At 27.6% G+C, this 17,200-nt stretch carries 13 protein-coding genes; 4 read left to right on the top strand and 9 right to left on the bottom strand.

The genetic code is table 11. The annotated features are described in order from the left end of the window. Positions 1-9: 9 nt before the first annotated feature. Together ABVS04_RS03035 and ABVS04_RS03030 are read right to left on the bottom strand one after the other, a co-directional pair. A complete protein-coding gene (locus ABVS04_RS03035; RefSeq protein WP_368029192.1) occupies positions 10-1,800 on the bottom strand; it encodes a murein L,D-transpeptidase in 1,791 nt (596 codons plus the stop codon). 115 nt (positions 1,801-1,915) lie between these two features. Then, the gene (locus tag ABVS04_RS03030; protein WP_368029191.1) at positions 1,916-2,581 is read right to left on the bottom strand and encodes a tRNA-uridine aminocarboxypropyltransferase; all 666 of its coding nucleotides are present in this window, start codon (positions 2,579-2,581) and stop codon (positions 1,916-1,918) included. A gap of 107 nt (positions 2,582-2,688) precedes the next feature. On the opposite strand from ABVS04_RS03030, the gene ABVS04_RS03025 reads away from it, so the two are divergent. Beyond that, positions 2,689-3,774: an AI-2E family transporter gene (locus ABVS04_RS03025; RefSeq protein ID WP_368029190.1), complete on the top strand. Its 1,086-nt coding sequence runs from the start codon at positions 2,689-2,691 to the stop codon at positions 3,772-3,774. Between the two features lie 25 nt (positions 3,775-3,799). Here ABVS04_RS03025 and ABVS04_RS03020 read toward each other — a convergent pair whose 3' ends face one another. From ABVS04_RS03020 to ABVS04_RS03010, 3 genes are read right to left on the bottom strand one after another with little or no spacing between them, the layout of a single operon-like run. Further along, complete coding sequence (locus ABVS04_RS03020; protein WP_368029189.1) at positions 3,800-4,741, bottom strand: malate dehydrogenase; 942 nt, start codon at positions 4,739-4,741, stop codon at positions 3,800-3,802. A gap of 2 nt (positions 4,742-4,743) precedes the next feature. Beyond that, on the bottom strand, positions 4,744-5,637 hold the full coding sequence (lipA, locus tag ABVS04_RS03015) for a lipoyl synthase (RefSeq protein WP_368029188.1): 894 nt from the start codon (positions 5,635-5,637) through the stop codon (positions 4,744-4,746). 2 nt (positions 5,638-5,639) lie between these two features. Then, on the bottom strand, positions 5,640-6,356 hold the full coding sequence (locus ABVS04_RS03010; protein ID WP_368029187.1) for a biotin/lipoate A/B protein ligase family protein: 717 nt from the start codon (positions 6,354-6,356) through the stop codon (positions 5,640-5,642). Positions 6,357-6,527: 171 nt separating this feature from the next. Between ABVS04_RS03010 and aceE the strand changes: the two genes are divergently transcribed. Genes aceE through lpdA form a run of 3 tightly spaced genes read left to right on the top strand, consistent with a single transcriptional unit; the run spans position 6,528 to position 12,290 of the window. Beyond that, a complete protein-coding gene (gene aceE, locus ABVS04_RS03005; RefSeq protein WP_368029186.1) occupies positions 6,528-9,200 on the top strand; it encodes a pyruvate dehydrogenase (acetyl-transferring), homodimeric type in 2,673 nt (890 codons plus the stop codon). 9 nt (positions 9,201-9,209) lie between these two features. Further along, entirely contained in the window at positions 9,210-10,850 is a 1,641-nt protein-coding gene (gene aceF / locus ABVS04_RS03000; RefSeq protein WP_368029185.1) for a dihydrolipoyllysine-residue acetyltransferase, read from the top strand. 12 nt (positions 10,851-10,862) lie between these two features. Then, a complete protein-coding gene (gene lpdA / locus ABVS04_RS02995) occupies positions 10,863-12,290 on the top strand; it encodes a dihydrolipoyl dehydrogenase (RefSeq protein ID WP_368029184.1) in 1,428 nt (475 codons plus the stop codon). A gap of 47 nt (positions 12,291-12,337) precedes the next feature. Here the strand turns inward: lpdA and ABVS04_RS02990 are convergent, their stop codons facing one another. The 4 genes from ABVS04_RS02990 to ABVS04_RS02975 are packed head-to-tail and all read right to left on the bottom strand — an operon-like array spanning position 12,338 to position 17,102. Further along, positions 12,338-13,636, bottom strand: a complete 1,299-nt coding sequence (locus ABVS04_RS02990) for a response regulator (RefSeq protein WP_368029183.1) — start codon at positions 13,634-13,636, stop codon at positions 12,338-12,340. 4 nt (positions 13,637-13,640) lie between these two features. After that, positions 13,641-14,174 (bottom strand): heme NO-binding domain-containing protein, encoded by a 534-nt coding sequence (locus ABVS04_RS02985; protein ID WP_368029182.1) that lies wholly within the window; start codon positions 14,172-14,174, stop codon positions 13,641-13,643. A 43-nt stretch (positions 14,175-14,217) separates the two neighbouring features. Continuing rightward, positions 14,218-14,724 carry a HugZ family protein gene (locus tag ABVS04_RS02980; protein WP_368029181.1) on the bottom strand — a complete coding sequence of 169 codons (507 nt, stop codon included), beginning with the start codon at positions 14,722-14,724 and terminating at the stop codon, positions 14,218-14,220. A 2-nt stretch (positions 14,725-14,726) separates the two neighbouring features. Continuing rightward, positions 14,727-17,102, bottom strand: coding sequence for a DUF87 domain-containing protein (locus ABVS04_RS02975; protein ID WP_368029180.1), 2,376 nt, complete (start codon positions 17,100-17,102; stop codon positions 14,727-14,729). Positions 17,103-17,200 lie beyond the last annotated feature (98 nt).

Below are 17,200 nucleotides of genomic sequence, written 5' to 3'. Positions count from 1 at the left end.
GAGTTCTTATTAATATAAGAACTCTTTTTGCATACTATCATAATTATAAATATCTTCTCTAAATTGTAATACATCATTTTCATCTACCCATGAAGTTAAATAAACTAAATGTATAGGAATCTTTTTTGTTAACCCTAATGATTTTTCATCAGTTTCTTTTAAAATATTATTAATTTTATCCATATTAAAATTTTTATCTTCAGATGCAATCGTAGCCATTAGTTCTTCTGGTTTTGCTAATCTAATACAACCATGAGAATAAGCTCTTCTTGCATTTCCAAATAGGCTTTTAGCAGGTGTATCATGTAAATAAACAGCATGTTTATTCGGAAACATAAACTTCATTCTACCAAGTGGATTTTCAGAGCTTGGACTTTGTGTTAATCTAAAGTTTGGAATAGAATCTAAATCTTCTAAAATAAATGCATCGATAATATCTTGAGTATTTACTTTTTCTGATTCAGGATGCCATGATTCATAAATATCAATGCCTTTTGAAGCTAAGTAATTTGGATCTTTTATTAGTTTAGGAATTATTTCTTTTTTTGTAATACTTTGAGGTATATTCCATTTTGGATTTATAACAACATATGACATTTTATCTGAAAATATAGGTGTAGGATGTTTTCTTTCACCAACAACAACTGCCATATCTAATTTAACATTATTATTTTCAATCATTTTTAATTTAAATTCAGGAATATTTACAATCAAATATTTTTCACCCAAATCTCTAGGAAGCCATCTCATTCTTTCAAGGTTTAATCTAATCTTTTCTATCTTTTCCTCAGCACTCATATTCAAGAATTTTTGTGTTTGAGCACCAACAATTCCATCTGCATATAAACCATGCTTTTTTTGGAATGAAATAACAGCTGTTTTTAAATCTTCATCAAAATTATCTTCACAAGAAATAACTACTGCTTTTTCTAGTATTTCTTTATTTGTATTTTCTTGCGTTTTAATATCAATATTATTTGTTACAATATTTTCAGCATTTATACTGTTTTCACAAGTTTTTGTTAAATCATTACTTTGAAGTAATCTTTTTCTTAGAAACTTTACAACTTCTGAATTATCTCCAAGTCTTAAGCTTTTTATTTCAGGTATTTTAGTATAACCACCATTTGTTGAAATAGTTTTTAAATCATTTATTGCAAGGATTAATTTATTAGCATTTGGAAATGAAAAATCAATCTCTTTAAAAGCAATAGATAAATCATTTCCTTCTATGGCTTTTGATAATAATAACTTAGAATCTTTAGACGTATAATATCTATCCCATTGATTATTTATTTCTGTTGCTTTATTTAATAATTCAAGCTTTTCTGCAAAAGCTTGCCAGTTTATAGAACCTTTTAAAAGATAAGTAAAATATTTGTCATATAGTTCTGTTAACATAAAATCAAGAGTTAATAAATTGTTATGATTTTCTACTTTTTTGATATCTGAAGTATTTAATTTTTCAATTACTTCATTTATTTTAAATATTTGTGAAACTTTTGGAGCAAGTACAGGGTCTTTTTTTATTTTATCTATTAAAGAGAGAGAAATATCTTTTATTCCATTTTCATCTATCCAGTATGTTTCATAATTGTTATGTTTATAATAATCTTTTAATATTTTTTTATTTATTAAAAATGGGGCATAATCTTTTTCTAAAAAAGATTTATTGGTGTTTTTTAAATTTTTTTCAATAAAACTTTTTTCTTTATTTTCTACTTCATTATTTACAATATTAGCAAATAAATAACTATTAAATAAAGCAAAACTAACAACCATTGACTTTAGTTTACTCATAAAAATAATCTCCATATAGATTTCGTATTTTAAATTTATATAAAATATCTAAAATATCATTAAAACTTAATAATAAGAAATATTTTTTTATAATAAATTTTCAAAAATATCTATTTTAAGACAAAAAAGTTTTTTTATATGCGGGTTTAAAACGAATATTATTTTCATTAAAAGCACATTTTACTTGATACTCAACCATTTTTTCAAAAGGTAGTAAAAATTTTAATAATTTTTTTTCTGAAATGCTTTCTATATTATGTTTATTTAATTGTTCTAAAACACAAAGTGTTGATTCTATTGTAGATAGACAATATTGATTTGGCTGAGTTTTAATTTTAAACTGAGAAGATTTATCATGTTCAAAACTAATTTTTCTTAAATTTTGTAGATTTTTGCTAACTCTTAATATCTTTTTTGAACAAGGCCATGTAGAATCAATTATAAATACTAAAGCTGTTTTCTCACTTGAAAGAGCTTGGGTATTTAATTTTATACTATTAACATCAGGATATAAAACATAAGGTTCATATAGAGGATTATTTAGAAGTTCATTTACTCTATTGTTTTTTGTAAAATCAATTCCCACATGTAATTCACAATTTTCCAATGAATTATTTGTCATATGACCTGTTCCATTTTTTGTTTTACGAAACTCTTTTGGATGCATTAATATAACAAATTTAGTATTAGTTTTTATGGGATTTGTAACAAATTCACAAATACAAGAAGATTTTGGTCTATAACATTTATAACATATTTCTCTATTTTCAAACTCTAGCAATACTTCAACTTTTTTTATTTTTTCGTAATTATAGTCAAATAGTGTTTATATTTATAAGTTTTTTTGATTAAATCATTATAATTGCACAAATTATTAAGGAGTTTTCTATGGAAAAACTAGGAAAAGAAACTTTTGTAAACACAAATTTCGCTAATGCTTTTTATTTTTTTGGATTTATGTTTTTAGCAGTTTACTCTTTAAATAGCTTAAGTAATATTTTAACACCAATTGCAATTGCAATTTTAATATGGTTTTTAATAAATGCCTTTGCAAATCAAATAAAAAGATTACCTTTTTTAAATCCTAAAGTAGGGGATATTATAGCTATTCCACTATCTTTAATTTTTATAGTTTATTCAATGGTTGAAATAGGTAGCTTTATAGCTTCTAGTATGCTTGAATTAAGCTCTACAATAGCTCAATTAGACACAAAGGTAAACGCACTAATACAAAAGCTTTCTTTGATTAGTTCGATTGATTTATTAACTCCAATTCAAAAGTTTTTCCAAGAATTTAGTTTATCAAGTATTATAAATAAAGTGATAGCTGCTTTTAGTGCAATTTTTAGTAATCTAATACAGATTTTATTATATGTTCTTTTTTTATTAATAGATCAAAGATATTTTAAAACAAAATTAAATGCACTTTTCCCAAAACAAGTAAATAGAGATAAAGCTGAACATGTTTTAGTATCTATTTCAAAAGGTATTAGAACTTATATTTCAATTACTACGATTATTAGTTTAATAACTGGTTTTTTAACATATCTAATTTGTGAGATGTTTTCATTGCAAGGAGCTGTTCTTTGGGGATTTATTGCTTTTGTATTAAATTTTATTCCTACTATTGGAAGTATAATCGCAGTTTTAATTCCAGCTATTTTTGCACTTATTCAGTTTCCTGAAATTTCTGATGTTTTATTTTTATCTTTAGCATTAGTTATTGTTCAATTTGTAATTGGGAATATAGTTTATCCAAGATTAATGGGAAATAAATTAAATATTTCTCAATTTATAGTTATCTTATCATTAGTTATTTGGGGTGCTATGTGGGGAACTATTGGAATGTTTTTATCAGTTCCATTGATGATGATTTTATTAATAATTTTATCTCAATTTGATAGTACAAAAAGTTTAGCTATTTTGATATCAGGAGATGGAAGTATTTTGAGTTCATCTAAATCTACCAAATAATATCTGGTAGATTTAAAAGTTTTAATTAAAAATTATTGTCAATTGTATTAACTAACTCTTTAATTGATGCAATTGATTTTGCAAATTGCACTTTTTGTTCTTCATTTAATTCAAGTTCAACGATTTTTTCAAAACCATCTTTTCCTAATGTAACAGGAACTCCAGCAACAATATTTTCATATCCATATTCACCATTTAACATAACAGCACAAGGATAAGTCTCTTTTGAGTCAGATAATATAGCTTCAACCATCAAAGCTGTAGAATATGCAGGAGCATAATAAGCAGACCCAGTTTCTAATAGTTTTACGATTTGTGCTCCACCATTTCTAGTTTTTACAATGATATCTTCAATTTCTTCACTAGAAAAGAACTCTTTTAAATCTTTTCCATCAACAGAAGAATAGTTTGCTAATGGAACCATTTCATCGCCATGTCCACCCATAACAGCAGCTTTTATTTCACTTGGAGTAAATGTTAATTTTTCTTCTATAAAGTGAGCCATTCTTGAACTATCAAGAACTCCTGCCATTCCTACAATTCTATTTTTGCTTAATCCTGTAGCTTTTAAAGCTGTATAAACCATTGCATCTAATGGATTTGAAACGATTATATAAATTGCATTTTTATTAAATGGTGCAATTTCATTTATTACTGATGTCATAATTTTTGCATTTGTAAGTAATAAATCATCTCTACTCATCCCAGGTTTTCTAGGAATTCCAGCAGTAATTACTACTACATCACAATTATTAAACTCTTGCGCTGTTTGTGCAAAAGTAACTTTTGTAGATGATTTAGCAGCTCTTGCTGCTTGAGAAACATCTAAAGCCATAGCTTCAACAACATTAGCTCTTAAATCTTTTAATACAATTTGTGAACAAATATTTTTATTTGCTAATACAGAAGCTAAAGTAGCTCCAACATTTCCTGCACCTATTATTCCAACTTTCTTATTAGTATTCAAAATTATCCTTTTATTAAATCATTATTAGTATTATTACTTAAGTATTCATGTGCTAAATATGAACTTCTTGCATATGGAGTACTATGTACAAACTCAAACCCTAGGTCTAAAGCAAGTTTTTTATATCTATCAAATTGTTCAGGTCTTACAAATTCAATTACTTTTTCATAATCACCCGATGGTGCTAAATATTGTCCAATACTTAAAAATTTACAACCAACAGCTAGTAAATCTTTAAATACTTGCACCATTTCATCTTCTGTTTCACCAAGCCCTACCATTAAAGCACTTTTTGTTTTAATAGCATCTCCACCTAAATCTTTTATTTTTTGAAGAACTTCTAGCGATCTTTCATATGTTGCATTTCTTCTTACTCTATATAATCTAGGAACAGTTTCTACATTGTGACCAATGATTACCGCACCTGAATCTACAACTTTTTGAATTGATTCAATTTTTCCTTTAAAATCAGGAATTAGTAACTCAACTTGAGCATCAGTAGTATTTTCTAAAATATTTTTTGTAACTTTGTAAAACTGTAAAGCTCCACCATCGTCCAAATCATCCCTTGCAGGACTTGTAATTACTACAAATTTAAGACCTAATTTTTGAACAGCTATTGTAACTTGTTCTATTTCATCTTCATTCACACCATCTGGTTTTCCAGTTTTTACATTGCAATATGTACATCTTCTTGTACATGTATCACCTAATATTAAAAATGTTGCATTTTTTTTAGAAAAACACTCACTAATATTAGGACATTTTGCTTCTTGACAAATAGTATGTAATCCACCATCTTTAAGAAGTTTTTCCATATCTTTTTGCGCTGTGCCTGATAGTTTTTTTCTTAACCATTCTGGTTTATTAAAATTTATTTTTTCTGGTATTGTCATATTTACTTACCTTCTAATATTTTATTTAAATTTTCATTTTCAATTTGTGTTAATTGTGATAATATTAATTTTGCATCAAAACATTTTTCAAAAGCTTTAATAAGCTTATTTTGTGCCTCTTCAAAGCTTAAATGGATTTCAAAATCTTCAAGAGATATTCCCATTTTCTTATCTTCACTTGTTTTAAAAATTGGAACTGAGCCATGTTGAAATATCAGTTTTTTATTTCTTTTTTGTGCATTTCCACCTATTTTATTTCCATTTACAATAATATCATAGGCTTCAAATCCAACTTGGCAAAATTCATTTTTTTTCAATTTTATATATTCAGAATCTTTTACAAACGAGGGATTTAATCCTAAATTTTTATAAAATTCTAATAAAAATTGACATATTTTTTCATAGGATTGTTTGATACTTAAATTCCCAAATTCAGTATTTGATAATACTAAACTATAAGATATATCATGGCCGTGAAATAAGACTCCACCACCTGTTATTCTTTTTGAACAATTATCTTTGTATATATCTTTCAAATCTTCATAGTTTTCTATATCTTGACCCAAACCTACTGTAAATGAGTTTTCCCATGTATAAAATCTTAAAATTGGGATATCATCTTTTTCATATGAAATGCTTAAAGCTTTGTCTATTGCCATATTCATTTTTGCATCATTAATATTAGTTAAAATTAATCTAAATTCTTTTTTATTAATCATTTATTCTATTCCTAAAGTGTAAATTTATCACTTTAAAGTAACATATCTTATATAAGTCTTAAAAATTAAAATTAGTATAAGTTTATAATTGTATCATAATAAATATTAGATTTCTTTAGTTTAGAATTATAATAATAAAAATTAAATAAAATAAAAAATTTAAGGATATTGATGCACAATAAATACGAAAATGATATTAATCCAGAAGAAACAAATGAATGGCTTGAAGCCTTAGAAAATATTATAGAAGAAGGTGGACCTAAAAGAGCTCACTATATTTTAGAAAAATTAATTGATAAGGCAAGAAGAAAAGGTACTTATTTACCATTTAGAGCAACAACTGCATACTTAAATAGTATTGATGTTGAAGATGAGCCTAAGATGCCAGGTGATAGAGATATCGAAAGAAGAATTAGATCTGCAATTAGATGGAATGCTAAAATTATGGTATTAAGAGCATCTAAAAAGAATTTAGAGCTTGGTGGTCATATTGCATCATTCCAATCTTCTGCAACATTATATGATGTAGGATTTAATCACTTCTTTAGAGCTCCGAATGAAAAAGATGGTGGAGATTTAATTTTCTTCCAAGGTCATATTGCACCTGGTATTTATGCTAGATCTTTCTTAGAAGGAAGAATTACAAAAGAACAAATGGATAACTTCAGACAAGAAGTAGATGGAAAAGGTTTATCATCTTATCCTCACCCAAAATTAATGCCTAATTATTGGCAATTCCCGACTGTATCTATGGGACTTGGGCCGATTCAAGCAATTTACCAAGCAAGATTTTTAAAATATTTAACAAATAGAGGTATTAAAGATTGTAGCGAGCAAAAAGTATATTGTTTTATGGGTGATGGTGAGTGTGATGAGCCAGAATCTTTAGGAGCAATTTCTTTAGCAGGTAGAGAAGGTTTGGATAATTTAGTATTTGTAATTAACTGTAATTTACAAAGACTTGATGGACCAGTTAGAGGTAATGGAAAAATCATTCAAGAACTTGAAGGAAACTTCAGAGGAAATGGATGGAGAGTAGTTAAAGTAATCTGGGGAAGACACTGGGATGCTTTATTACAAAAAGATAAATCTGGTAAGCTTTTACAATTAATGGAAGAGACAGTTGATGGTGAGTACCAAAACTTTAAACAAAAAGGTGGAGCTTATACAAGAGAACATTTCTTTAATAAATATCCTGAAACTGCAAAATTAGTTGAAAATATGTCAGATGAAGATATTTTTGCATTAAACAGAGGTGGACATGACCCATTAAAAGTTTATGCAGCATATAAAGCAGCAGAAAAAACAAAAGATAGACCAACAGTTATTTTAGCTAAAACTGTAAAAGGTTACGGAATGGGTGAAGCAGCTGAAGGTAAAAATATTGCTCACGGTGTAAAAAAAGTTGATTCAGAGGCATTAAGAAAATTTAGAGATAGATTTAGAATTCCTTTCTCTGATGAAGAGTTAGAAAAATTACCATACTATACTTTTGATGAAGATTCTGTTGAAATGAAATATATGAAAGCAAGAAGAGCTGAGCTTCATGGTTTTGTTCCTCAAAGATTAGAAAAATTTACTAAAAAATTAGAGATTCCTTCTTTAGCTGAATTTGAATCTATTACAAAAGGAAGTGGTGATAGAGAAATCTCTACAACTATGGCATTTGTAAGAATTTTAAATATCTTAGTAAAAGATAAAAATATCGGTAAACAAATTGTTCCTATTGTTCCAGATGAAGCTAGAACATTTGGTATGGAAGGTATGTTTAGACAAATTGGTATTTATTCAAATGAGGGTCAAAAATATGTTCCTCAAGATAGAGATCAAGTTGCATATTATAAAGAAGATAAAGAAGGTCAAGTACTTCAAGAAGGTATTAATGAACTAGGAGCTATGGGTTCATGGGCAGCAGCAGCAACTTCATATTCTGTAAATGATGTACCTATGATTCCATTTTACATCTATTACTCAATGTTTGGATTCCAAAGAACAGGGGACATGGCTTGGGCAGCAGGTGATTTAAGAGCTAGAGGATTCTTAGTTGGTGGAACTGCAGGTAGAACTACATTAAATGGTGAAGGTTTACAACACGAAGATGGACATTCTCATATTTTAGCTAATACAATTCCAAATTGTATCTCTTATGACCCAACTTATGGTTATGAGTTAGCTGTAATTGTTCAAGATGGTATTAATAGAATGTATGGTGAAAAACAAGAAGATATATTCTATTATTTAACAACTATGAATGAAAACTACAAACAACCTGCAATGCCTGAAGGTGTTGAAGAGGGAATTTTAAAAGGTATTTATAAATTAGATACTGTTGATGCAGCTAATAATTATAAAGTTAAATTATTAGGTTCAGGTACAATTTTAGAGCAAGTTAGACAAGCTGCTGATATTTTAGCATCGCAATATGGTGTAAAATCAGATGTTTATTCTGTTACTTCATATAATGAAATTACAAGAGAAGCACAAGATGTAGAAAGATATAACTTATTACATCCAGATGAAGAGGATAAAACTCCTTATCTAACAACTGTATTAGGTGAAGATGAAGATAATATCATTGTTTCAGCAACTGATTATATGAAAATTTATTCTGAACAAATTAGAGCTTATGTAAAAGGTTCATTTAAAACTTTAGGAACAGATGGTTTTGGTAGATCTGATTCAAGAGCAAATTTAAGAGAACACTTTGAAGTTGATGCTAACTTTATTGTTTACACAACTCTATATTTATTAGTAGAAAATGGTAAATTAGATAAAAAAGTATTAAATGAAGCTATTGCTAAATTTAAAATCAATCCAAATAAAATTAATCCATTATATGCATAAGGTGAAAAAATGAGTATAGAAGAAGTAAAACTACCAGATGTTGGTGGAGAAAGTGTATTAATAATTGAAGTTAGTGTAAAAGCTGGTGATAGTGTAAAAGAAGATGATGCAATTATCGTTGTTGAAACTGAAAAAGCTTCAATGGATATTCCAGCACCAACTGCTGGGACTATTGAATCTCTATTAGTAAAAGCAGGGGATAAAATATCTGAGGGTATGATTATTTGTACTTTAAAATCTGCTGATTCTGAAAAAGTTGAAAAAGTAGAAACTAAAGAAGTTGAAAAAGCACAAGAAGTGCAAGTAGAAAAAACAGAAGCTCCAGTTACACCTGTAAAAGTTGAAGAAAAAGTAGCTACAAAACAAACAACATCAATCACTGAAGTGAAACTACCAGACGTTGGTGGAGAAAGTGTATTAGTTATTGAAGTTAGTGTAAAAGTTGGTGATAATGTTGATGCTGATGATGCAATACTGGTTGTAGAAACAGAAAAAGCATCTATGGATATTCCAGCTCCAGTTTCTGGAACTATAGAGTCAATTTCAATTAAAGCAGGAGATAAAATATCTGAGGGTACGGTTATTTGTACCTTAAAATCTACTGAATTTGTAGAAGTTGCAAAAGAAGAGACAAAAGTAGTTGAAACACCAAAAGTTGAAGAAAAAGCTTCTATAAAAGAATTAAAAGTAACAACAGAACCAACTGTAGTTTTCAAAAATACAGGAAAAGTATATGCTTCGCCATCTGTTAGAAGAATGGCTAGAGAATATGGTGTTGATTTAACTTTAGTAAAAGGAAGTTCAGAAAAAAATAGAATTGTTAAAGAGGATATTAGATTGTTTATAAAACAACAATTATCAGCTCCTGCTGTAACTTCTGCAAATACTAGTTCTATTGGATTTGCTTCTAATTTACCAGAATTAAAAGAGATTGATTTCTCTAAATTTGGTGAAATTGAAACAGTTGAATTAAGTAGAATTCAAAAAATTTCAGGACCAAGTTTACATAGAAATTATTTAGCTATTCCTCATGTTACACAATTTGATGAAAGTGATATTACAGCGCTTGAAGAGTTTAGAAATGCACAAAATGAAGTTTTAACTAAGAAAAAAGCAGATTATAAAATATCTCCTTTAGTATTTGCTTTAAAAGCAGTTGCAAAAGCTTTACAAATTCATCCAATCTTTAATTCATCATTAAGTACAGATGGTCAAAGTATTATTTATAAAAAATATATAAATATAGCAGTTGCAGTTGATACTCCAAATGGTTTAGTTGTACCTGTTATTAAAGATGTTGATAAAAAAGGAATTGAGCAATTAAGTATTGAATTAAAAGAGATTTCTTTAAAAGCTAGAGATGGAAAATTAAAACTTGAAGATATTCAAGGTGCTTGTTTTACAATCTCATCTTTAGGTGGAATCGGTGGAACTTCATTTACTCCAATTATTAATGCTCCTGAAGTTGCGATATTAGGAATTTCAAAATCACAAATGAAACCTGTATGGAATGGAGAGCAATTTGAGCCTAAATTAATGCTTCCATTATCATTATCTTATGATCATAGAGTTATTGACGGTGCAAATGGAGCAAGGTTTTCAACAACACTTTGCGAACTATTAAGTGATATTAGATTATTACTAATATAATAAGAGGTTACAATGAGTAAAGAATTAAACGCACAAGTATTAGTAATAGGTTCAGGACCAGCAGGATATTCTGCTGCGTTCAGAAGTGCAGATTTAGGAATGAAGGTTGTTTTAGTAGAAAAATTTTCTACTTTAGGTGGAGTTTGTTTAAATGTTGGTTGTATTCCTTCAAAAGCTTTACTTCATGTTGCTAAAGTAAAAGAAGAAGCTGAGCATATTTCTGCTCATGGCTTAACTTTTGCAGAACCAACTATAGATATAGAAAAAATTGCAGCTTATAAAAATGGTGTTGTTAAGAAATTAACAGATGGTTTAGGTGCTATGAGTAAAATGAGAAATGTTACAGTAGTGCAAGGAACAGCTCTATTTGTAGATAAAAACACAGTTCAAGTAAGTGGAAAAGAAGATGTAACAATCACTTTTGAAAATGCCATAATTGCAGCTGGTTCAAGACCTATTAAGTTACCATTTATTCCCCATGAAGATCCAAGAATTTGGGATTCAACAGATGCCTTAGATTTAAAAGTAATACCTAAAAAACTACTTATTATGGGTGGAGGAATTATTGGACTTGAAATGGGAACTGTTTATCAAAAATTAGGCTCTACTATTGATGTTGTTGAAATGCAAGACCAATTAGTTCCTGTTGCTGATAAAGATGTTATAAAAATGTATACAAAAGCAAATGCTAAAAGATTTAATATTATGTTAAATACAAAAGTTGCAAAAGTAGAAGCTAAAGAGGATGGTATTCATGTATCAATGGAAGGTGAAGGAGTTCAGTCTGAACCTTTTGTTTATGATGCTGTTTTAGTTGCTATTGGAAGAGCTGCAAATGGAAAACTTCTTAACCTTGAAAACGCTGGTGTTAAAGTAAATGATTGGGGAATTATCGAAGTAGATAAGCAAATGAGAACAAATGTAGAACATATTTTTGCAGTTGGTGATATCGTAGGACAACCAATGCTTGCACACAAAGGTGTACATGAAGCTCACGTTGCTGCTGAAGTAATTGCAGGTAAAAAACACTACTTTGAACCAAAAGTTATCCCATCAATTGCATATACTTTCCCTGAAGTTGCATGGGTTGGAATGACTGAAAAAGAAGCAATTGCTGCTGGAATTGATTATGAAGTGTCAACATTCCCATGGAGTGCATCAGGTAGAGCATTAGCTAGTGATGTAAGTCAAAATGGTATGACAAAATTAATTTTTGATAAAAAAGACCATACTTTAATTGGTGGAGCTTTAGTTGGTGAAAACGCAGGAGAGTTACTAGGAGAAATTACACTAGCACTTGAAATGGATTGTGATGCAGAAGATATAGCACTTACAATACATGCTCACCCAACACTACACGAATCAGTTGGAATGGCAGCTGAGATTTATGAGGGAAGTATTACAGACTTACCAAACCCAAAAGCGAAAAAGAGTAAATAACTACTCTTTTTGGTTTACATAATTTAAAATATTTAGTACTTAGGTATTTAACTATATTTATTTATTATTTCTATAAACTTTTCTAAAGTAAATGGTTTTGATAAATAATCATCCATTCCATTTTCTAAAAATTTATCTTTATCTCCCTCTAAAGAATTTGCTGTTAGTGCAATAATAGGAGTTTTTATATGATGCTCTTTTCTTAAAATATTTGTAGCTTCAACACCATTCAAAATAGGCATATTAATATCCATTAAGATTATATCAAAACTGTTTTCTAGACATTTATTTATAGCTATTTGGCCATTTTTAGCTAAAGTAAATGATGTTATTTTAAGTTTTTTCAAAATTTCAGAGATAAGAAGAAGATTTATTTCATTGTCATCTACAAGTAAAATTTTTAAATTTTTATTATTAATAGTTATATTTTTCTTTAAAGGCATTTGTATTTGTTCCTTTTTCTTTGATTTTTCAAATTGTAATTCAAAAAAGAAATTACTACCTTTACTTTCTTGACTTTCAACTTTAAGTTCTCCACCTAACAATTTTACTATAGATGAAGATATATTTAATCCTAATCCTGTCCCACCAAACTTTCTTGTAGTAGAATTATCGGCTTGTGAAAAAGCTTCAAAAATAGTTTTTTGTTTATCTAGTGCTATCCCAATTCCTTCATCTAAAATACTAAATAATATAATTTGACTATTATATAAATCTTTTTTAAGAACTATTTTTATGTTAATACTTTTATTATTTGATGTGAATTTTATTGCATTACTAATTAGATTAGACATTACTTGTTTTATTTTATGAATATCTAAATATAAGTTTTCATTTATTTTTTCATCTATATAAAAATTATATTTAAGATATTTTTCTTTTGCATTATTTGAAAATAGCATAAAATTATCTGTTAATTCTTTTTTTAAATTAACATCAATTAATTCAATTTGCATTTTTCCATTTTCAATTTTAGAGTAATCTAAAATATCATTTATAATTGAAACTAATGTTTTTGTTGAAGATTCAATTATCTCTACATACTCTTTTTGTGTAGTATCAAGAGTTGTTTCACTTAGTAATTGTGTAAATCCAATTATTCCATTCATTGGTGTTCTTATTTCATGAGACATATTTGCCATAAAATTTGCTTTGGCTTCTTTTGCTGCATTGGCATTTTTTAGAGCTTCTTCTAATGCTAAAGTTCTTTCATAAATAAGTTTTTCAAGATTTTTATTTATATCATAGACTTCACTACTTTTTTGCTCTAAAAGTTGTTCTGCTTCTTTTCTAGCTTTTCTTTCTCTTTCGAAACGTTTTTTCCAAGGGCTTTCATCTTCTAACATATAATTATTTTTCAACTTCTATTGTAAATCTTGTAAACCCATTATTTACTTCTTGTTTAATATTAATTTTTTCTTCAAATGATTTTGCCGAACCTTTCATTAATCCTATAGCAAATGCTTCTAAATGTTTACTTGAAATATAATCAATAATAATCTTATTGTCAAGTTTTTCAATTAAATTAAAAGCTGGTAAATCAGCACCTGGATAAAGTTTTTGTACTTCAGGATGAATAATATTATCTACATTTGATATCAAATCTAAACAAGATTTAAAATTATATTTTAATTGTGGATTTAATGAAATTAATTTAGTAAACATATGCTCTCCAAATATTTCTAAAAGTTTTGGAATTTCAATATTTGATTCTTTACTAAGTGCACTTAGTAATTTAACAAGCTCTTCAAATGGATAGTTCCCAGCTTGTGTAAAAGAACCACCATTTTCTAAATTTGCTTCTTCTATAATTTTATCAGCCATATCAAAACCAAAATTTTCTTCTACATATTCTAGTAATTCTGTAAATACTAAACCTTTCATTTAAATCCTTTTTTAATTATTATTTTAAATACTATTTTATCTATTATTTACTTCCATGTCCATGACTTGAGGATAAATTTGTATTTTCTCTTTGTACAAACTCTTCGAAGTTTTCACCACCAAGATTGTATGCTTTCCCAAATCCAAACACTGCTTCACCATAAAATGGTGTAAACTCAAATAGATAGAAATCACCCATTTTTTTAAGCATATCTGGCATTTCAGCTCCAAATTTAATTCTAAATTGTTCTAAAATATTTGCTTCATTTACTGTATCTTGTTCTAATTTTTTTGTTTCACATTGAATTGAGACTCTTTTTTTACCAAAGATATTTTTACAATCTTGTTCATCTTCACAAAAGAAAATAGATGCTATTTTATTTTGTGTTAAATTTGATGAGTGTTTTGCCATCAAAGATAAATACACATAATATTTGCTATCATATTTTACAAAAGGTGCATAAGATGAGAAAGGATATCCTTTATCATCTAGAGAGCTTATTGTAAGACTCTTTAAGGGTTTTAGAAATTCATTTAAGTTTTTTGACATTGTTATTGTTCTTTCCAAAGTAATTCTATTTTTATATTATAAATATCACTTCTTTTTGGTTTTATAAAAATCTCTTCTATTTCATAGTTTGAACTAAAATTTGAAGAGTTTATTTTTTCTATTTCATCTTCTAGTGATTTTTTTAAATTTGCTTGCTCTTCTTGTAATTGTGCTATGTCACTTTCAACATATTTTACATCATTTCTTTCTTTTAATATTCTAGTTGCACCCTTTGCACTGCTTGCAACTTTTCCTATATTTGTTTTATTAATAACAGATTTTCCAAAAAAAGCTCCTAGAAGTGAAGTTCCAATAGCAATTATAGTATCTGTTGTTGTAGATGTTGCTTGATGCTCTTCTTTTTCTAATTTTTGGTATAAGCTTGAGAGTTTATTTTCTAGGGAATCATTATCTTTTGCAAATTTTACTTGTAGTTTCTCAACTTCTTCATCTATTTTTTCATTTAATCTATCTTGCAATCTAATTTTAAAATCACTTAATGTTTCATCTTGTTTTGAAACTAATTTTAAAGCATCATTTTTATAAAGAGTTAGTTTCTTATTTCTATATATATAGTCAGAAAAGTTTTTTTCTATTGATTTTAGTTCTTTTTCATTTTGAATAAAAGTAGGAATAGAATAGTAAGATGAGTTTGCCCTATCTTTATCCTCAAAAGTACTATTTTCAAGAACTTCTTGCTCTTCAAAATTAATATCTTGCATAGATTCATCTAAATAAATTTTAAATGATTCTTTTTGTTCTAAATCGATTGCTTTTGATGTATTCACAAAATGAACATCACAAGAAAATGTTAAATATGGTTGTAGATAGTAACTATTGTTTTGTGAAGTATATAAATACTTTTGAGTTATATTACTTGTTATTATTGGTTTTATATTTTGTTCAACATCTTTTATTTGAGGTTTTATATGCTCTTTTTCAATAGTTTTTTCTGTTGGAGTTGCAACAAATTTTTCTATTTTAGTTGCCATTAGTTTTCTAATATCATCTTTTGTTATAGGACCTTTTAAATAAGATAATGCCCATCTTGTTTTAAATACTTTTATTCCCTCTTCATTTATATTTTTTAAAATAAATGTTCTTTTTTCAAGATTTGATATTAAGTTCATAAGTTCATTTTTATCAAGATTCCCTTCATTTGCAGAACTTAATCCATCTATTACTTTTTCTTTATCTTGTTTTGTTTGTAATCTTCCGATAAACCAAGTTCCAATATTTGCTAAACCTTTATAATCAATATCAACTGGATTTTGAGTTGAAAGAATGATTCCCACACCAAAAGATCTTGCTTGTTTAAGAAGTGTAAGCATAGGTTGTTTTGATGGAGGATTTGCACTTGGTGGAAAATATCCAAAGATTTCATCCATATAAAGTAGGGCTTTAAGTGATGTTGTTCCCTCCTGTCTTCTCATCCATGAAACCATTTGGTTTAATAAAAGTGATACAAAAAACATTCTTTGCGAATCATTTAAATGTGCTATTGAAAAAATAGAAACCTTAGCCTTTCCATTTTCATCATAAAGTAGATTTGATATATCTAAAGTCTCACCCTCTATCCAAGATTTAAAAGATGGATTTGCAATAATTGTATTTAATTTAAGAGCAAGTTTTAATCTATCATCTTGGGCAAAAAAAGTTTCTAAATCAAATATCCCAACTTTTTCAAAAGGGGGAGTTACTATTAGTGAAATTAATTGCTCTAAATTTAAATCTTTTCCAGCAGTATAATAATTCATAAAAATTGAAGAAATTAAAATACTCTCTTTAGAAATAGAGTCATTTTTTTCATCAATTAAAGATAAAATAGAAGATACTGTTGAATTGATAAGTGAAACAAGTAAATCATTATCTTCTAAAATTTCACGTGAAGGAGCTTTAAAAGAAGATAAAATTGATATTTGAACTCCTGCAGAGCTTCCTGGTGTATAAATGGTAAAATCAGCAGAGTTTTTTAGTTTTTCAATTCTTTGAGGACTTTGAAAATCTTCTTCAATTCCTTTTTCCCACATATTTGCAGTTTTTTGTGCATGTTCTTGTACGCTTACACCATTGTTTTGTGCATCTTGAGCTTCAATCCATGGTTCGAAATCTTTTCCTTGTAAATTTGGAAATGTAAGTAAAAGATTTGTCATATCACCTTTTGGATCAATAATAATAGAAGGTATATTATCAATAGCTGCTTCTTCTAAAAGTGAAATTCCAAGTCCTGTTTTCCCACTTCCTGTCATTCCAATTATTGCAGCATGGGTTAGTAAATCTTTGTTTTTATAGACTAGTGGAACATAAGAATCATTATTTGTTTTTTCTTTTCCAATATAAAAAAGTTTTAGTTTTTCATAATCAATAGTACTACTCATAATAGCCCTTTATTTCAGATATTTTGCGAATATTTATAAATATTATAGCAAAAAAAAGTGAATGCCTCTTTGGACATTCACTTTTGTATATAGAAAAT

Source organism: Arcobacter sp. s6, from assembly GCF_040884245.1.
GTDB lineage: Bacteria > Campylobacterota > Campylobacteria > Campylobacterales > Arcobacteraceae > Aliarcobacter.
The sequence above is the reverse complement of the archived record's forward strand: the minus strand, read 5'-3'. Positions and strand labels throughout refer to the sequence as shown.